The 17,986-nt window shown below is 67.5% G+C and carries 18 protein-coding genes and 1 pseudogene; 12 read left to right on the forward strand and 7 right to left on the reverse strand.

The genetic code is table 11. The annotated features are described in order from the left end of the window. The first annotated feature begins 56 nt into the window (after positions 1-56). The 6 genes from V0R62_RS13460 to V0R62_RS13485 all read left to right on the forward strand — a co-directional run bounded on the left by V0R62_RS13460 (position 57) and on the right by V0R62_RS13485 (position 6,108). Entirely contained in the window at positions 57-1,544 is a 1,488-nt protein-coding gene (locus V0R62_RS13460) for an aldehyde dehydrogenase family protein (protein ID WP_330104065.1), read from the forward strand. 2 nt (positions 1,545-1,546) lie between these two features. Further along, the gene (locus V0R62_RS13465) at positions 1,547-2,206 is read left to right on the forward strand and encodes a helix-turn-helix transcriptional regulator (RefSeq protein WP_330104066.1); all 660 of its coding nucleotides are present in this window, start codon (positions 1,547-1,549) and stop codon (positions 2,204-2,206) included. Between the two features lie 76 nt (positions 2,207-2,282). Beyond that, positions 2,283-3,101, forward strand: coding sequence for a molybdenum cofactor biosynthesis F family protein (locus V0R62_RS13470; RefSeq protein WP_330104067.1), 819 nt, complete (start codon positions 2,283-2,285; stop codon positions 3,099-3,101). Continuing rightward, positions 3,098-3,889, forward strand: coding sequence for an SDR family NAD(P)-dependent oxidoreductase (locus tag V0R62_RS13475; protein ID WP_330104068.1), 792 nt, complete (start codon positions 3,098-3,100; stop codon positions 3,887-3,889). Before V0R62_RS13470 ends, V0R62_RS13475 begins: the two co-directional genes overlap by 4 nt. Next, positions 3,886-4,653, forward strand: a complete 768-nt coding sequence (locus tag V0R62_RS13480; protein WP_330104069.1) for an SDR family oxidoreductase — start codon at positions 3,886-3,888, stop codon at positions 4,651-4,653. The genes V0R62_RS13475 and V0R62_RS13480 overlap by 4 nt, the downstream gene beginning before the upstream one ends. A 168-nt stretch (positions 4,654-4,821) precedes the next feature. Further along, a complete protein-coding gene (locus tag V0R62_RS13485) occupies positions 4,822-6,108 on the forward strand; it encodes an alginate export family protein (protein WP_330104082.1) in 1,287 nt (428 codons plus the stop codon). Between the two features lie 135 nt (positions 6,109-6,243). Here V0R62_RS13485 and V0R62_RS13490 read toward each other — a convergent pair whose 3' ends face one another. Then, positions 6,244-7,122, reverse strand: coding sequence for a Dyp-type peroxidase (locus tag V0R62_RS13490; protein WP_330104070.1), 879 nt, complete (start codon positions 7,120-7,122; stop codon positions 6,244-6,246). 174 nt (positions 7,123-7,296) lie between these two features. On the opposite strand from V0R62_RS13490, the gene V0R62_RS13495 reads away from it, so the two are divergent. Then, a complete protein-coding gene (locus tag V0R62_RS13495; protein WP_330104071.1) occupies positions 7,297-8,187 on the forward strand; it encodes a bile acid:sodium symporter family protein in 891 nt (296 codons plus the stop codon). 145 nt (positions 8,188-8,332) lie between these two features. Here V0R62_RS13495 and V0R62_RS13500 read toward each other — a convergent pair whose 3' ends face one another. After that, positions 8,333-8,794 carry a sterol desaturase family protein gene (locus tag V0R62_RS13500; RefSeq protein ID WP_330104072.1) on the reverse strand — a complete coding sequence of 154 codons (462 nt, stop codon included), beginning with the start codon at positions 8,792-8,794 and terminating at the stop codon, positions 8,333-8,335. A gap of 431 nt (positions 8,795-9,225) precedes the next feature. Between V0R62_RS13500 and V0R62_RS13505 the strand changes: the two genes are divergently transcribed. After that, positions 9,226-9,939, forward strand: coding sequence for an MgtC/SapB family protein (locus tag V0R62_RS13505; RefSeq protein WP_330104073.1), 714 nt, complete (start codon positions 9,226-9,228; stop codon positions 9,937-9,939). Here V0R62_RS13505 and dksA read toward each other — a convergent pair. From dksA to V0R62_RS13520, 3 genes are all read right to left on the reverse strand, one after another. After that, on the reverse strand, positions 9,936-10,343 hold the full coding sequence (gene dksA, locus V0R62_RS13510) for an RNA polymerase-binding protein DksA (RefSeq protein ID WP_262951741.1): 408 nt from the start codon (positions 10,341-10,343) through the stop codon (positions 9,936-9,938). The genes V0R62_RS13505 and dksA overlap by 4 nt on opposite strands. Positions 10,344-10,419: 76 nt before the next feature. Continuing rightward, entirely contained in the window at positions 10,420-11,757 is a 1,338-nt protein-coding gene (locus V0R62_RS13515) for a dihydroorotase (RefSeq protein ID WP_330104074.1), read from the reverse strand. Positions 11,758-11,759: 2 nt separating this feature from the next. Beyond that, on the reverse strand, positions 11,760-12,320 hold the full coding sequence (locus V0R62_RS13520) for a gamma carbonic anhydrase family protein (protein WP_062362175.1): 561 nt from the start codon (positions 12,318-12,320) through the stop codon (positions 11,760-11,762). 146 nt (positions 12,321-12,466) lie between these two features. Here V0R62_RS13520 and V0R62_RS13525 point away from each other — a divergent pair, with 146 nt between their 5' ends. The 3 genes from V0R62_RS13525 (at position 12,467) to V0R62_RS13535 (ending at position 15,799) form a co-directional block, all read left to right on the forward strand. Beyond that, the gene (locus V0R62_RS13525) at positions 12,467-12,976 is read left to right on the forward strand and encodes a GNAT family N-acetyltransferase (protein ID WP_330104075.1); all 510 of its coding nucleotides are present in this window, start codon (positions 12,467-12,469) and stop codon (positions 12,974-12,976) included. 64 nt (positions 12,977-13,040) lie between these two features. Continuing rightward, a complete protein-coding gene (locus tag V0R62_RS13530; protein ID WP_330104076.1) occupies positions 13,041-14,669 on the forward strand; it encodes an MFS transporter in 1,629 nt (542 codons plus the stop codon). Beyond that, on the forward strand, positions 14,666-15,799 hold the full coding sequence (locus V0R62_RS13535) for an HlyD family secretion protein (RefSeq protein ID WP_330104077.1): 1,134 nt from the start codon (positions 14,666-14,668) through the stop codon (positions 15,797-15,799). The genes V0R62_RS13530 and V0R62_RS13535 overlap by 4 nt, the downstream gene beginning before the upstream one ends. Positions 15,800-15,808: 9 nt before the next feature. On the opposite strand, the gene ppk2 is transcribed toward V0R62_RS13535, so the two are convergent. Then, a complete protein-coding gene (gene ppk2, locus V0R62_RS13540; RefSeq protein WP_330104078.1) occupies positions 15,809-16,627 on the reverse strand; it encodes a polyphosphate kinase 2 in 819 nt (272 codons plus the stop codon). 258 nt (positions 16,628-16,885) lie between these two features. Here ppk2 and V0R62_RS13545 point away from each other — a divergent pair, with 258 nt between their 5' ends. Continuing rightward, a complete protein-coding gene (locus V0R62_RS13545) occupies positions 16,886-17,518 on the forward strand; it encodes a hypothetical protein (protein WP_330104079.1) in 633 nt (210 codons plus the stop codon). A gap of 114 nt (positions 17,519-17,632) precedes the next feature. Here V0R62_RS13545 and V0R62_RS13550 read toward each other — a convergent pair. Then, positions 17,633-17,986, reverse strand: a pseudogene (locus tag V0R62_RS13550) (hypothetical protein); the annotation flags it as partial.

Below are 17,986 nucleotides of genomic sequence, written 5' to 3' on the forward strand. Positions count from 1 at the left end.
TGCCAAGCAGCGCAGCGTCTGGATCAACGCATCTCGCCATTACCCGGAGCCCTGCCATGAGCGACATCGCCCTCCTCCCCAGCGTCAGCGCCTTCCTGGCCCGCGACCACGGTCTGTACATCCATGGCGCATCGGTCGCCAGCCAATCCACCGCCCGCATCACCGTGCACAACCCGGCCAACGGCGAAGCCATCGCCCAGGTCGCCGATGCCAACCAGGCCGACGTCGAGTGCGCCGTCGAATCGTCCCGCCAGGGCTTTGCCAGCTGGTCACGCACCAGCCCCGCCGCCCGTGCCGCAGTGTTGTTCCGCCTGGCCGACCTGCTCGAGACCAACCGCGAGGAGCTGGCCCAGCTGGAAACCCTGCAGTCGGGCAAGCTGATCGGCATCGCCCGCGCCTTCGAGGTGGAGCAAGCCGCGCACTTCCTGCGCTATTACGCCGGCTGGGCCACCAAGATCACCGGCCAGACCATCACCCCGTCCCTGCCCTCCTTCGCCGGCGAACGCTACAACGCCTTCACCCTGCGCGAGCCGGTGGGCGTGGTGGTGGGCATCGTGCCGTGGAACTTCGCCACCATGATCGCCCTGTGGAAACTGGCCTCGGCCCTGACCACCGGCTGCAGCATCGTGCTCAAGCCCAGCGAGTTCACCCCGCTGACCCTGCTGCGCATCGCCGAGCTGGCCAGCCAGGCCGGCCTGCCGCCGGGCGCACTCAACGTACTGACCGGCGGCGGCCTGGTGGGCAAGGCGCTGGTCGAGCACCCTGGTACCGACAAGGTGTCGTTCACCGGCTCCGTGCCCACCGGCATCGCCGTCGGCCAGGCGGCCATGGGCGCCAAGCTCACCCGGGCGACCCTGGAGCTGGGCGGCAAGAACGCGGTGGCGTTCCTGCCCGATGTCGCCGTCGACAAGGCGGTGGACGGCATCATCGAGGCCGGCTTCCTGCATTCCGGGCAGATCTGCGCCGCCGGCGAGCGCTTCTACGTCCATCGCTCGCGCCTCGACCCGCTGCTCGAAGCCCTGTCCCAACGCCTGGGTCAGCTGAAGATCGGCTCGCCCCTGGACGAAACCACCCAGTTCGGCCCAGTGGCCAACAAGCCGCACCAGCAGAAGCTCGGCGAACTGTTCGCCACCGCCCGTGCCGAGGGCAACCGCATCGTCCATGGCGGTCGCCTCGGCGACGGCCCGGGCTGCTTCGTCGAGCCCACCGTCATCCTCGCCAACAACGCGGGCGACACCCTGCTCAACCAGGAAACCTTCGGCCCGGTGGCGACCTTCCTGCCCTACGACCACGAGGACGAACTGATCCACCTGATGAACGCCTCGCCCTACGGCCTGAGCGCGAGCCTGTGGACCAATGACCTGGGCAAAGCCATGCGCCTGATCCCGGAAATCCAGGCCGGGACGCTGTGGGTCAACATGCACACCCTGCTCGACCCGGCGGTGCCATTCGGCGGCATCAAGGCCTCGGGTATCGGCCGTGAGTTCGGCTCGGCCTTCATCGACGACTTCACCGAGCTGAAGTCGGTGATGATCCGCTACTGACCATGCCCAGCGCCAACCACGACCTGGGCCGCTACTGCCTGCAGGCCTTCAGCCAGCAGGTACCGGCCTCGCTGGCGGCGTTCTACCGCATCGATGCCGGGCAGCAGGCCTGCGACTTCCTGTTGCAGGACCTGCAGGCACCGATGCATGCCCGCTACCTCGAGCACTACCGGGCCTTCGACCCGCTGCAGCCCGGGCGCTGCCTGGCCATCGGCCGCCCGGTGGTGTCGCTGCGCCAGGGCCTGGCCTGCCTGCCCGAGGCGCAGGGCCAGACCTACCAGCGTTTCCTTGCGCAGCACCAGGTGGTGGACGTGGTCGAGATCATCGCCCAGGCCGATGGCCGTCCCGTGGCCGGCGTCTCGCTGTTGCGCTGCGCCAGCCTCGGTGAGTTCCGTGGCGACGAACTCGAACGCCTGCTGCCCCTGCACGGGCTGATGCAGCTCGCCGTGGCCAGCCAGCCGCTGGCGAGCGCGCCCGCGCCCATCGAGCTGACGCCACGGGAACGGCAGATCGCCGAGCTGCTGCGCCAAGGCAGCAGCAACAAGCTGATCGCCCGCACCCTGGGCGTCGGCCTGCCGACGGTGAAGACCCACCTGATCAACCTGTTCCGCAAGCTCGGCGTGCGCAACCGCACCGAGCTGGTAGCCAGCCTCTACCTGTGACTCAACCTTCCGGTTGATACCGCCGCCCGACGCGCCATTGCACCCTGTGGTCACCTCAACCCCAGGAGTCACCGCCATGCCCAACACCGCCGACTGGATCACCGTGGGTGCCCTCGCCGACGGCTTCGCGCCCGAGGCCTTCATCCTGCCGCAACTGGCCGACCTGTCCGGACGCACCCTCACCCTGCACTTCGCCAATGGCTGGGTCATCGAACACTGCTTCGACAGCGAACGCCTGCACTGGCGCGCCGCGGACGGCCACAGCAGCGGCAGCGCCGGCTACCGGGCCACCTCGGTGCGCCCCGGCATCTACCTGGTCGACTTCATCAAGCACGAAGCCGGCCAGGGCTGGTCGGTGTCGCTGGTGCTCGACACCCTCGAGCACGCCTTCACCGCCGTGCTCGGCCGTCTGCCCGACCAGGCCCGCACCCAGCGCGGCCTGTACTCCCTGGCCCTGGCCGGCGAAGCGCTGACCGGCGTCGAGGTCAGTTTCCTGCACGGCAGCCTCGACCGCCCCTGGCAGGCCGGCGCCTGCCCCCACGCGCCGACCACCGAGCTGGTCGGCCTGCGCAATCACTATCGCTACAGCCCCACCGAGGAGTACGAGCACATCTATCTCAACGCCAACTACTACAGCTGGCAGTGCCTCAAGGGCGTCGAACAGGGGTTGTGCGACACCGACCGGGCTTACTACTACAAGATCGCCGAGCAACTGTACCTGTTCGTCTGGTGCGAAAAGATCGTGCCCACCCTGGGCCTGGTGATGATCGACCTGGCGCGGCACCGCAGCGACGGCAAGATCTTCGGCTACCAGGGCGGCGGCTTCGATGCGCTGGCCAACTTCCCGGTGTCGTCCCACTGCCGGGTGCTCAACCGCACGGAGCATGCGCAATGAGCCGCAGCGTGCTGATCACCGGGGCCGGCAGCGGCATCGGTGAAGCCTGCGCCCTGCGCCTGGCCCGCCAGGGCTGGCAGGTGGCGCTGGTGGGCCGCCGCCGTGAAGCGCTGCAGCGCGTCGCGCAGTTGTGCAATGGCCTGGTGCTGGCCGGCGACGCCGCCGACAGCGCCACCTGGGCGGGTTTCATCGAGCAGGTGCGCGCCCGTTTCGGCGGCCTCAACGCGGTCATCGCCTGCGCCGGCGGCCATGGCCTGGGACCGGCCGAGCAGACCAGCGACGCAGCCTGGGGCGAGGCCCTGCGCAGTAACCTCGACAGCGCCTTCCGCACTGCCCGGGCCTGCCTGCCGTTGCTGCGCGAGCGGCGCGGCAGCCTGGTGCTGCTGGGCTCCATTGCCTCGCTGGCGGCCGGCCCCGAGGTCTGCGGCTACACCACCGCCAAGCATGCCCTGGTCGGCCTGACCCGCTCGCTGGCCCGCGACTACGGGCCGTTCGGCGTACGGGTCAACTGCGTCTGCCCGGGCTGGGTGCGCACGCCCATGGCGGACCAGGAGATGCAGCCATTGATGGATCACTACCAGGAAGACCTCGATGCCACCTACCGCCGGGTCACCGCCGACGTGCCGCTGCGCCGCCCGGCCAGCAGCGACGAGATCGCCGCCGTGTGCCAGTTCCTGGTTGGCGCCGAGGCCAGCATCGTCACCGGCGCGGTGATCACCGCCGATGGCGGTTCGACCGTGGTCGATGTACCGACTTTGGCCTACACCCGCCTGGAGCCATCGGCATGAACGCCCACTACGATTTCCAGGGCCGCACGGTACTGGTCACCGGCGCGGCGGGCGGCATCGGCCAGGCCATCGTCGAAGGTTTCGCCCGTGGCGGCGCCCGGGTGCTGGCGCTGGACCTCGACCCGCAGGCGTTGCAGCGCCTGGTAGAGGACCAGTTGGCGTTGGGCCACGAGGTTCGTGGTGAAATGCTCGACCTGGCCGACCCCGGCGCGATCCGCGCCTTGCTGGCCGGGCTGGAACGCCTGGATGTGCTGGTACACAACGCTGCGTACTTTCCACTCACCCCATTCACCGAGATCGGCCCGGCCCTGTTGCAGCGCACCCTGGCGGTGAACCTGGGGGCGTTGTTCTGGCTCACCCAGGGCGCCTTGCCGCTGTTCCGTCGCCAAGGTCGCGGATGCGTGCTGGCCACCTCGTCGGTGACCGGACCCCGGGTGGCCTACCCGGGCCTGAGCCATTACGCGGCGTCCAAGGCCGGGGTCAATGGCTTCATTCGCAATGCCGCGCTGGAACTGGCGCCGTTCAACGTGCGGGTCAACGGCGTGGAACCGGGGATGGTGCGCACACCGGCCATGGACAACCTCGGCGATACCACCCTGAACGCCCGGATCGCCGCCGGCGTGCCCTTGGGCCGGCTGGGCGAGCCGGCCGATATCGCCGCGGCGATGCTGTTCCTGGCCTCTGACACCGCCCGCTACATCACCGGCCAGACCCTGGTGGTCGACGGCGGCGCCACCTTGCCGGAGACCGCCGCGCGCCTGTGATGGCGGCGACAGGCAAGGCCACTGGCAGCCATGAACAAGACCACCGCCAGCGTTCCACGCGCTAATAGCCCGTCGCCTTTCGACACTGCCTCCACAACGACGCGGCACTCAAGACCGCACACAACAAACGAGGATCGATCCATGCGTCTCACCCCACGTCGCACCGCCATGGCCACGGCCCTGGCCCTGCTGGTCCATGGCCAGGCCAGCCCGGCCTACGAGCTGTACGCCGACGACGACAGCCACCTGAACGCCGACCTGCTCGCGGTCTGGGGCATGTTCAACAGCCGCCACAACTACGACGGCACCCCCGGTGGCTCGACCTGGCGCGAGGGTTTCATCAAGTACGGCCTCAGCGGCGACCAGGGTCTGGGGGGCAACGGCACCCTTTATGGCGCCTTCAACTGGGTCAGCTCCGGCGCCTGGGGCGACGGCGACGCCGGCGGCAACCAGGACGGCTCCGAACGCACCACCAAGATCGAGGATGCCTACCTGGGTTGGCGCTCAGGCGACCTGTTCCCACTGCTGGGCAAGGATGGCGTGGACCTGTCCGGCGGCCGCCAGGTGATCCGCCTGGGCAGTGGATTCCTGATCAACGACGACGGCCCCAACCTGGGCAAGGGCCCCGCCGACGGCCAGCTCAACCGTGGCGGCGGCTTCTACCTGGGCGCGCGCCACGCCTTCGACCGCACCGCGGTGCTGCGTCTGGGCGGCAAGGAAGGGCTGCATGGCAGCGTGCTGTGGCTCAAGTCCGACAACCGCGCCCAGGCCGAAACCGAGCTGGCGGCCAGCACCCTGGACTATACCCATGACCTGGGCACCCTGGGCCTGACCTATATCCACGGCATCGACGTGACCGACCAGTGGGCCAGCGAGTTCCAGAAGGCCCGTGAAGGCATGGATGTCTATAGCCTGCGCGGCGAAGGTGGCATCGGACTGGAAAACACCCGCTTCGCCTTCGAGTATGCCTGGCAGGACAAGCGCGGCGGCCGCGAGACCGCCTGGTACGCCGAGGCCGGTTACACCTTTGCCGAAGCCCCCTGGGCGCCGCAACTGACCTACCGCTACACCCGCTATTCGGCGGGCTGGGACCTGCTGTTCACCGGCCTGTCCAGCGGCTACGGCACCTGGATCCAGGGCGAGGTCGCCGGCAACTATGCCGGGCCGTTCAACACCAACAGCGGCATCCACCATGTGGGCCTGAAGGCCACGCCACGGGACGACCTCACCGTCGGCGCGCTGTTCTTCGACTTCGACACCGTGCGCACCCGCGACACCCTGAACCTGGATGCCCAGGAGCTGGACCTGTATGTGGAGTGGGCGGTCAACGAGCACCTGATCGTCACCCCGCTGCTGGGGCTGTTCAAGCCGCGCAAGGATGAGAGCAATGGCGGCAACCAGGTGGGGAGCGGGACCAACGTTTACAGCCAGCTGACGGTGGCGGTGCCGTTCTGAAGGGGTACTGGGGGCGCTCTGCGCCCCTTTCGCGGCACAAGGCCGCTCCTACAGCAGAATGCAATCCCCTGTAGGAGCGGCCTTGCCGAGGCGTCGGACCGGCCGGAAAGGGCTGCGCAGCAGCCCCAGGATCCATCAGCCCAACAGAAGGCGCAGGTCGGCGCCAACTTCAGCCAGCGGCGGGCACCAGTAATACCCCCCCGTCAACGGCCGGCTGAAGCGGTACAGGCCATCGATCACACCATCCTCGAGCCCGCTCATGCGCCGCAGCTGCACTTCGAAGGCATCCAGCGAGAAGCCCAGGGCGACGAACGCCAGGCCCGCGCCACGCTCGTCGGTCCAGGCCACCGAGCGACGCACCACGAAGGCTTCAGGTTCGAAGCTTTCCTGGGCGGTGCGCTTGACGTGGGCCGACTCGGGCGCGTCGTCGAGCTCTTCGTTGTCACTCAGGCGGCGACCGATGATGTTGTCCTGCTCAGCCTGGGGCAGCGACTTGAAGTACTCCAGGTCGTGCTTCCACAGCTGGAACGCGGCGAAGCTGGAGCCCGCCAGGCCAGGCTGATCGCCCGGCACGATGGCGGCGACGACGGCGTCTTCGTCCACCGGGTTCTCGGTGCCGTCTTCGTAACCGGTCAGGTCATGGCCGCCGCGGTGCAGAAAACCGTCGACGCTGTCGACCAGGCGCAGCGCCGGAGCCAGCGCCTGCTGCAGGGCCTGGGCGCGCAGGAACAGCTCGCCGCGCTCGGCGCCGCGCAGCCACAGCCACAGGGCGTGCTGGGTCGCCGGGTTCTCCACCATCGCATCCAGTTGCGGGAAGCTGCGCAGCCCCGGCACCTCGCGACCCAGGGCCTTGGCCAGCGGCGCGCCGATGCCCAGGATCAGGCGCTGCCCATCGACCTGCGGCAACAGCTGGTCGAGGACAGCGGGCAAGGCCTCGAGCGAGTCGAGGGCGAAGAACAGGTGGCGGGCATGGGCCGGCACCGGAGTGGCAAGCAGACCTGGCTGGAACGGCATGACAGGCGAATCCTCGGCAAAAGGGCGAATGCTACTGCGCCAGGCGATGCATCGCAACGCGACACAGGGCCGCTCGCCCCAGTAACAATCGGTTACCAAGGCGCGCCGTTTGCGATTAGCTATCGTTGCGCCACCACCTACACTCCTCGGAATCCTTCGCCCGAGAGCCCGCCCATGACCGCCTCCCCGCTGCTCACCGCCCTCCTGCCGCTGGCCCTGGGCATCATCATGCTCGGTCTGGGCCTGTCGCTGACCCTGGCCGACTTCGCCCGGGTGGTGAAGTACCCCAAGCCGGTGGTAATCGGCCTGGTCTGCCAGATCCTGCTGCTGCCGCTGGTGTGCTTCCTGATCGCCAACGGTTTCGGCCTCGAATCGGCACTGGCGGTGGGCCTGATGCTGCTGGCCGCCTCCCCGGGCGGCACCACCGCCAACCTGTTCAGCCACCTGGCCCATGGCGACGTGGCGCTGAACATCACCCTGACCGCGGTCAACTCGCTGATCGCCATCCTCACCATGCCGCTGCTGGTGAACCTGTCGCTGATCTGGTTCATGGAATCGGACCAGGCCATCCCGCTGCAGTTCGCCAAGGTCATGCAGGTGTTCGCCATCGTCCTGCTGCCGGTGGCGCTGGGCATGCTGATCCGCCACTGGACGCCGCGCTTCGCCGCGCGCATGGAAAAACCGATGAAGATCGTCGCGGCGCTGTTCCTGGCCTTCACCATCGTCCTGGCCCTGGCCAAGGACTGGCAGACCGTGGTCGAGTACGCGCCGATCGTCGGAGGCGCCGCGCTGCTGTTCAACCTGCTCAGCCTCGCGGTGGGCTACTGGGTACCGCGCCTGCTGAGCATCCCCAAGCGCCAGGCGATCGCCATCGGCATGGAGATCGGCATCCACAACGGCACCCTGGCCATCGCCCTGGCCCTGAGCCCGACGCTGCTCAACAACGCGACCATGGCCGTGCCGGCGGCGATCTACAGCCTGATCATGTTCTTCACGGCAGCGGGGTTTGGCTGGTGGGTGAGCCGGGGGCACAAGGCCGCCAGCCCCGTCAGCGATTGCGCCTAGAACACCGTCCCTTGTAGGAGCGGCCTTGTGCCGCGAAAGGGCTGCGCAGCGGCCCCAGGATCTGCGCCCATCTCAAGATTGCCGGGGCCGCTTTGCGGCCCTTTCGCGGCACAAGGCCGCTCCTACACAGGGGAACGCGTGTAGCTCAGCCCCGCCGCCGCTTCAACTGTTGCTTCAGCACCCGCAACGGCGGTGCGTAGAAGAACCCGAACGACACGCTGCCCTGGCGCCCCTTCACCGCATGGTGCAGGCGGTGCGCCCGATACAGGCGCCTGAGGTAGCGGTTGACCGGCTTCGGCGCATGCGGCCAGTGGCGGTGGAAGAAGCCATCGTGGGCCAGCACATAGGCCACGCCATACCCCGCCACCCCACCACCAACCCACTGCAACGGCGCATGCCCGGCCTTGCCCAGGGCCACCAGCGCCGTGGCGATCAAGCCCAGGGCCAGCAGGTAGAGGTCGTTGGTCTCCAGCATGCCCAACTGCGGCTCGTGGTGCGAACGGTGCAGCCACCAGCCCCAGCCGTGCATGACGTACTTGTGGGCCAGCGTGCCGACGCCCTCCATGGCCACCAGGGTGGCGAACAGCACGGCGAGATTGAACAACATGGATCGGTCCGGGGGGTTGGCAACGAAAGGCGCAAGGGTACCATTGCCGCCCGATCATTCGGCGTTTTTTCCATGAAGCCGCGCCTGGCGTAACGCAATTGTCATGAATCATGCCTTGACCCTGCATGGGTCGAGGCGTATGGTCCGCCGCGCACTCAAGCATCCCCCACACAGGAGTCCCCTGCATTGGACAGTAGCCCCAGTCGATTGCGACAGGCCCACACGGCGAGCTAGTCCGGCAGCGTTCCTGCCACTGTCTCGCCGCACACGGTAGACGGTGGTTTCCTTCGGCCCTGCGGGGCTGAACATTCCTCCTTCCTTTCCTGCCCTGCCACCTGGCATGGCGCGTGGTCCTGCGCATTCCTCGCTTTCATTCGCGCCGCCCTCGGTCGGTGCTCGTGCGGGCCATCGCCCGCGGAACGGAGTTCGCTATGGATTGGAAAATCTTTCTGCTGCGCGTCAGCGTGGCCCTGCTGCTCGGTGCCCTGATCGGTGCCGAGCGTCAACTGCGCCAGCGCCTGACGGGCCTGCGCACCAACGCCCTGGTCAGCACCGGCGCCTGCCTGTTCGTGCTGATGACCCAGGCCGTGCCGGGCATGGCGCCCACCGATGCCTCGCGCATCGCCGCCTATGTGGTGTCGGGCATCGGCTTTCTCGGCGGTGGCGTGATCATGCGCGACGGTTTCAACGTACGCGGCCTGAACACCGCCGCCACCCTCTGGTGCACCGCTGCGGTCGGCGTGCTGTGCAGCCTCGGCTTGCTGCTGGAGGCCTCCCTGGGTAGCCTGGTGGTGCTGTGCGCCAACATCCTGCTGCGTGACCTCGCCCAACGTCTGGACCGCCAGGACGTAGTGCCGGCCAGCGAGGTCGAGCAGCGCTACGAGGTACGCATCGTCTGCCGCGCCGAGGACGAGATCCAGGTGCGCAGCCTGATGCTGCACAGCCTCAGCGATCCGGGCCTGCGCCTGCAGTCGCTGCACAGCGAGGACCTGCCCGATCCGGCACGCCTGGAAGTGCGCGCCGAGCTGCTCGGTACACCGCAGGCGCCGACCCAGCTGGAGCGCCTGGTCGGCCGGGTGAGCCTGGAGAAAGGCGTCAGCGCGGTGCGCTGGCAGTTGCAGGCCCAAGGCCTGGCCACTGACTAGACATCGTCACGTATGTGCCGCTCGCGCAGCTCCTGGCGCTCCTTGGCCTCGACGCACAGGGTCGCGGTGGGCCGCAGCAGCAGGCGGCGCAGGCCGATCGGCTCGCCGGTCTCCTCGCACCAGCCGTAATCACCCCGGGCCAGGCGCTCCAGCGCCTGGTCGATCTTGTCCAGCAGCTTCTTTTCCCGCTCCAGCGAGCGCAGTTGCCAGTGGCGTTCCTCCTCGGCGCTGCCGATGTCGGCGGGGTCACTGTGCACTTCCTGTTCGCGCAGGGCGCGGAACTCTTGCTCGATGCGCGTCTGCAACTCGCCGCGCTGGGTCAGCAGCAGGTTGCGGAAAAACTGGCGCTGGGGCTCGTTCATGTAGGCGCTGGTGGGTTGTTGCAACAGTTGCTCTTCAGTCATGGGTGAAACTCCGGAATGCTCGGGGCGCCTTGCGCCCCTTTCGCGGCGCGAGGCCGCTCCTACAGGAACGGGGGATTCAGCGGTCGAACATCAAGGGCAAACCCTGGCATTGGTCGCGTACCCGCCCCTGGTGCCAGGCCAGTTGCCCGGACACCACCGTGCTGCGCACCACATGGTGGAAGGCGCGCTGCTGGAACGGCGTCCAGCCGCAATGCGCCAGGATCGGGTCGTCCGCCACGGCCCGTGGGCTGGCCAGGCGCTCGACGATGGCGAAGTCAGCCCAATAGCCCTCGCGCAGGAAACCGCGTTCGCGAATGGCGAACAGTTCGGCCACCGCGTGGCTGGTCTTGTTCACCACCTGGGCCATGCTCAGCACCCCTTCGCAGACCAGTTCCAGCGCCGCCGGCAAGGCATGCTGCACCAGCGGCAGGCCGGACGGCGCGCGGGTATACACCCGGCGTTTTTCCTCCAGGGTGTGCGGCGCATGGTCGGTGCCGATCACATCGATGCGGTCGCGGGCCAGGGCCTTGCGCAGGGCATCGCGGTCGGTGCCGGTCTTGATCGCCGGGTTGCACTTGATCAGGTGGCCGAGGCTGGCGTAATCGCTGTCGTCGAACAGCAGGTGGTGCAGGCATACCTCGGCGGTGATGTGCTTGCCGCTCACCGGGCCCGGCGTGAACAGCGCCAGTTCCCGCACCGTGCTCAGGTGCAGCACGTGCAGGCGCGTGCCGAAGCGCCGGGCCAGCTCCACCGCCAGGCTCGAGGAGCGGTAGCAGGCATCGGCGTCGCGGATCAGCGGGTGCGCCGCCGGGGGAATGAACTCACCGTGGCGGGCCCGCCACCAGCCCTCGTTCTCGAGGATGCTCGGGGTGTGCTCGCAGTGGGCCAGGACGATGGTCGGCGCATAGACGAAGAGCTTTTCCAGCACCTGCGGGTCGTCCACCAGCATGTCGCCCGTGGAGGCGCCCATGAACACCTTGATCCCGGCCACTTCGCGCGGGTCGAGGGCGGCGATGGTATCGAGGTTGTCGCGGCTCACGCCGAAGTGGAAGCCATAGTTGGCCCGCGAACTCGCCGCCGCCCGCCGCTTCTTGTCGGCCAGCGCCTCCAGGGTCAGGGTCGGCGGGTTGGTGTTGGGCATGTCCATGTAGCTGGTGATGCCCCCGGCCACCGCCGCCCGCGATTCGCTGGCGATGCTGCCCTTGTGCGGCGCCCCCGGCTCGCGGAAATGCACCTGGTCGTCGATCATCCCCGGCAGCAGCCAGGCGCCCCGGGCATCGATTTCCAGCGCCGCCCGGGCATTGTCGAGGCTGCCGGCAATCCGCTCGATGCGCCCGTGGCGCACCAGCAGGTCGCCTTCGAACTCGCGCCCTTCATTGACCAGCCGTGCGTTGCGCACCAGCAATGTGTCCATGCTCAGAACTCGTTCTGCAGGGCCTTGTAGCCCTGGACCAGGTCGATGTTGGTGCGCGCCACGTCCTCGGAGAACTCCGAGGCCGACACGCTGACTGGCGGGTAGCGCTCCAGGTCGGTGTGCGGGCCGATGTGCTCGGTGGGCGGCACATAGAAGCGCGGCGGCAGGTCGCGGCCGTCGACCACCGAGTTGTGCCGCACCACGCTGCCGTCGCCGACCTTGCAGTTGAATAGCACGCTGTTGAAGCCGATGAACACCCGGTCACCGACCTCGCAGGGCCCATGGACGATGGAGCGGTGGGCGATCGAGCTGTACTGGCCGATGCGCACCGCCGCGCCGGACTTGGAGTGGATCACCACGCCATCCTGGATATTGGAGTTGGCGCCGATGACAATCGGCTGCATGTCGCCGCTGCCATCCACCTCGTCGGCGCGGATCACCGCATAGGGGCCAACGAACACGTTGTCGTGGATGATCACCTTGCCGCAGATGATGGCGGTGTGGTCGATATAGGCCGATTCGGCGATTTGCGGGAGATGGCCGGAGGGGTTTCTGCGGATCACGGTAAGGGCCCTGCAAGGAAGGAAGAGTGCAAATGTTACGTTATAACAATAGCAATGCAACACCTCCATGCGCCGATCTGGCAAACTCCACCTTCCTGCGCGATAACGCGTGGCCGCACCACCGCATCTACAGGTTCTGATCCACCATGCGCATCCGCCCGACCCTCGTCAGCGACATCCCCCTGCTCCCCGCCCTGGAACGCTCCGCGGCCCAGGCTTTCCGGCAATTGCCGCACCTGGCATGGCTGGCCGACAGCGATGTGCTGAGCGAAGCCGAGCACCTGGCGTTCGTCACCGAGGGCGGCAGCTGGGTTGCCGTGGATGACCAGGACCAGCCACTGGGTTTTCTCTGCGCCAGCGCCACAGGCGATGCCCTGCACATTCATGAACTGTCGGTCCGCCAGGAAGCCCAGGGCCAGGGCCTGGGTCGCGGCCTGCTGGACCAGGCGCGTGCGGCCGCGCGCCTGAATGGCTTGCCCTGGCTGACCCTGAGCACCTTCGACGATGTCCCCTGGAATGCCCCGTTCTACGCCCGCTATGGCTTCGAGCGCATCCCCGCGTCGCAGCTCGATGCACGGCTGCAAGGCATCCTCGCCGGCGAACTGGCCCATGGCCTGGGCAACCGCTGCGCCATGCGCCTGTCGCTCGGCGTTTGAGCGATGATTTCATCCAACCGGCCATTGACGTAGAGTCGGATTACCCGCGGTAACGGACAACCCGATGGACAAATACGCCCCCCGCCAGTGGCTCCCCCACGAGAAACCCAGCCTGCCCGGCTCACCCTCGACGCCGCTGCACGCCCCGGCCAAGCGCTTGGCCTACGGTTTGGTCGGCCTGCTGGTGGCCATCACCGGCGGCCTGGGCAATGCCCTGGTGGTCGCCAACCTGCCGTTCCTGCAGGGCGCGTTGGGTGCCACCAGCGCCGAAATGGCCTGGCTGCCGGCGGCCTTCGTGATGACCAACGTGTCGATGAACCTGCTGCTGGTGAAGTTCCGCCAGGAGTTCGGCCTGCGCGCCTTCACCGAGGTGTTCCTGGTGCTCTATGCCCTGGTCACCCTCGCCCACCTGTTCGTCAACGACCTCAACTCGGCCATCGCCGTGCGCGCCGCCCATGGCATGGTCGGCGCCGCGCTGAGTTCGCTGGGCCTGTACTACATGATCCAGGCCTTCCCCGCGCAGTGGCGGCTCAAGGCGATGGTCCTGGGCCTGGGCGCCTCGCAGCTGGCGGTGCCACTGGCCCGGGTGTTCTCCGAGGACCTGCTGCAGATCGCCGAGTGGCGCGGACTGTACCTGTTCGAGCTGGGCCTGGCCCTGGCCGCGCTGGGCTGCGTGCTGCTGCTCAAGCTGCCTCCGGGCGATCGCTTCAAGACCTTCGAGCCCCTGGATTTCCTCACCTTCACCCTGATGGCCAGCGGCACCGCCCTGCTCTGCGCGGCGCTGTCGCTGGGGCGCATCGACTGGTGGCTGGATGCGCCGTGGATCGGCATCGCCCTGGCTTGCTCCATCGCCCTGATCCTCTCGGGCCTGGCCATCGAGCACAACCGCAGCAACCCGTTGCTGATGACCCGCTGGCTGGGCAGCGGCGCGATCATCCGCCTGGCCCTGTGCGTGATCCTGATCCGCATGGTGATCTCCGAGCAGTCCACCGGCGCCGTGGGTTTTCTCCAGGCGCTGAACATGGGCAACGAGCAGATGCGCGCACTGTACGCGGTGATGCTGCTGGGCGCGGTCACAGGGCTGACCACCAGCGCCCTGACCATCAACCCCCAGCACCTGGTGCTGCCGCTGTTCATCTCCCTGGCCGCCATGGCCACCGGCGCCTTCATGGACAGCACCTCGAGCAACCTGACCCGGCCGGCGCAGATGTACCTCAGCCAGTTCCTGCTGGCTTTCGGCAGCACGTTCTTCGTCGGCCCGTCGATGGCGCTGGGCATCGGCCATGTGCGCGCCAACCCGCGCAACCTGGTGAGCTTCTCGGTGCTGTTCGGTATCTGCAACAACCTCGGCGGGCTGATCGGCTCGGCGTTGCTGGGCACCTTCCAGACCGTGCGCGAAAAATTCCATTCCAGCCAGCTGATGGACCGCCTGAGCGCCCTGGAACCCCTGGTCAGCGCCCGCGTGCAAGGCGGTGGCGCCGGTTACGCCGGAGTGTTCGCCGACCCGGCGCTGCGCAACGAGGCCGGCATGCGCCTGCTGGCCAATGCCGCGACCCGCGAGGCCAACGTGCTGGCCTACAACGATGTGTTCATGCTGATCGGCGCCATCGCTATCCTGACCATGATCTGGATCTTCATCCGCAGCCTGTACCTGCGCTACAACCACTCCACCAGCGGTGCTTCGAGCCGATGACCCAAGAGACGCCAACGACCACCACCACCGCCATCGCCGAAACCCCGGAAGGCGCACAACCACCCAGCGAACCGACCAGCCCGGCGCGCACTCGGCGGGTGCGCCTGCTGTCGTCGCTGAGCTTCGCCGCCGTGGCCCTGGCCGGCATCCTGCTGGTGCTGTATGCCTGGCGCCTGCCGCCGTTCAGCAGCGCCATCGAGAGCACCGAGAACGCCCTGGTGCGCGGCCAGGTGACGATCATCGGGCCACAGCTGGGCGGCTACATCGTCGAGGTGCCGGTGCACGACTTCCAGTTCGTCAAACAGGGCGACCTGCTGGTGCGCCTGGACGACCGCATCTACACCCAGCGCCTGGCCCAGTCCATCGCCCAGCTCAAACAGCAGGAGGCGGCGCTGGCCAACAACCTGCAGCAGCGCAACAGCGCCGAGGCCGGCATCGCCCAGCGCCAGGCCGCGATCAGCGACGCCGCGGCCCAGGCCGACAAGGCCCAGGCCGACCTGCAGCGCAACCAGGCGCTGGTCAGCGACGGCTCGGTGTCGCGCCGCGAACTGGACCTGAGCCGCGCCAGCCATGCCGCAGCCGTCGCCAGCCTGGCCCAGGCCCGCGCCGCGCTGGAAATCGCCCGCCAGGACCGCGAGACGGTGATCGTCAACCGCGCCGCGCTGCAGGCCTCGGTGGAGAATGCCAGGGCCGCCGTGGAGCTGGCCCGCATCGACCTGGACAACACCCGGGTCAAGGCGCCGCGCGACGGCCAGCTGGGGCAGATCGGCACCCGCCTGGGCGCCTACGTCAACCCCGGCGCGCAGTTGATGGCACTGGTGCCGGACACCCTGTGGGTGATCGCCAACCTGAAGGAAACGCAGATGGCCAACGTGCGCATCGGCCAACCCGCCACCTTCACCGTCGATGCGCTCAACCACCTGAAGCTGCGCGGCCATGTGCAGCAGATCTCACCGGCCACCGGCTCGGAATTCGCCCTGCTGCAGGCCGACAACGCCACCGGCAACTTCGTCAAGATCGCCCAGCGCATCCCGGTGCGGATCACCGTCGATGGCGACCAGCCCGAGGCCAGGCAGCTGCGGCCGGGGATGTCGGTGGTGGTGAGCATCGATACCCGCGAGACGCAGTGACCGGCGGCATCAGAACCGCTCCGCCACCATTTTGAATGGATACGGCTGCGCCTTGTACTTGCCGATCTTGCCGCGCTTGGGCAGTTCCACCTTGTGCGCCTTGCCGAGGTCCTTGTACGGGATCTGCTGCAACAGGTGGCTGATGATGTTCAGCCGCGCCTTGCGCTTGTCCTCCGAGCGCGCCATGTACCACGGTGCCCAGGAGGAGTCGGAGGCAGCGAACATGTCGTCGCGGGCACGGGTGTAGTCGTCCCAGCGGGTGTAGGACTTGACGTCCATCGGCGACAGCTTCCACAGCTTGCGCCCGTCGCTGATGCGGTCCTGCAGGCGGCGGGTCTGCTCCTCGGCACTGACTTCGAGCCAGTACTTGATGAGGATGATCCCCGACTCGACCATCATGCGCTCGAACATCGGCACCACGGTGAGGAACTTGTGGGCCTGCTCGTCGCTGCAAAAGCCCATCACCCGTTCCACACCGGCGCGGTTGTACCAGCTGCGGTCGAAGATCACCACCTCGCCCGCCGCCGGCAGGTGGATCAGGTAACGCTGGGCGTACATCTGGGTCTTTTCGCGCTCGGTGGGCGCCGGCAACGCCACCACGCGAAACACCCGCGAACTGACGCGTTCGGTGATGGCCTTGATGGTGCCGCCCTTGCCCGCGCCGTCCCGGCCTTCGAAGACGATACACACCTTCAGGCCCTTCTCCACCACCCACTGCTGCAGCTTGACCAGCTCGACGTGCAGCCGCCGCAGCTCCGCTTCGTAGGTCTTACGCCCAAGTTTCTCGGTGCTGTCGCCCTTGTGTTTCTTGCCCTCGCCCTTGGCCATCAGCGGCTCCTCTGTCTTCGTTGCAGGTGTACCCGTTTCCGGATGCCCCGACGGTGCCGGGGCGGACCAGAGGAGTATGGTTGAGCACTGGTATTTTGCCGGGCATGGGGCTGCGCGGGCTTTGCCAAACAGCGCACAGCTCGGAGGATATGTCGTCTTGCCACGATTGCGGGGGCTCTGGCCCGCGGGTTCTAATCCCGCACCAGCCGGCCCGGCCGGCGCGCAACCCTGCAATTGGCAACTCAAGGAAGCCTTACGATGGACAGGAAGATCATACCGCTGGCCCTGCTGGCGACCCTGGTCGGCTGCTCGGACGGCCAACAGCCCCGCGAAGCCGACCTGCGCCAGGCCGCCCAGGCCTATCTCGACACCCAGTACCCGCACTGTTTCGTGATCAGCGCCTTCCCCACCCGCACCCGTGACTTTGATGTGGAGGGCACCAACAAGGCCTTGCACGCCTTGGCCCAGGTCGGCGTGGTCAGCGAGCGGGAAGTCGCCCGCACCGAGGTGCCGGAGCGTCTGTGGCAGCCGGCGCGCACCGATATCTACTACGCCTACGACCTCACCGACGAAGGCCGGCGTTACTACAAGGCCGATGCCCGGCGCAAGGCGAACGGCGCCAGTACCGGCGGGCTGTGCTTCGGCAAGGCCCAGGTCACTGCCATCAAGGGGTTTAGCGCGCCTGTCGAACACAATGGACGGCGACAGTCCCAGGTGACCTACAGCTACCAGGTCACCGAGCTGCCGGGCTGGGTCGGCGATGCGACGGTCCAGGCCGACATCGCCGGGCTTGGGCAGGCGGTGGCCAGCTCGGCCAGACCGCTGGAGGAAACTCGCTCCATGGTGCTTACGGCCCAGGGCTGGGTGCACGAGCAGCTTCTGGCCAATTGATTGGGGTATTCGTTAATCCTGGGAAAATCCGTGTTCTCCATGCTTGCCTCGATCCGGCTGCCAGGGTGGCCGGTTACAAGGTCAATCGATGGAGGTTTCCCGGTGAAGATATCCTTAGTGTCTGTGTTTGCACTTTTGGTAATGATCTCGGCTGGTTCGGCTTTTGCGGAAGGTGGGGGGGATCGTCTCAAGGAACGTAGTGATCAATGGGCTTTGCAGCGGCAGCAGGGTGAGCAGGTAGCCAAGGGGGGCTTGCCTTTGTCTGATCAGGCGCGGGTTGGGGAGCAGCAGGGGGTTGGGGGTGATGATAAGCCTTCCAGTTGATTCGGGTTCGGGTTCGGGTTCGGGTTCGGGTTCGGGTTCGGGTTCGGGTTCGGGTTCGGGTTCGGGTTCGGGTTCGGGTTCGGGTTCGGGTTCGGGTTCGGGTTCGGGTTCGGGTTTCAGGGTGTTGGTTTTTAGTTTTTTATG

Origin of the sequence: Pseudomonas carassii (genome assembly GCF_036324045.1) — a bacterium.
GTDB lineage: Bacteria > Pseudomonadota > Gammaproteobacteria > Pseudomonadales > Pseudomonadaceae > Aquipseudomonas > Aquipseudomonas peradeniyensis.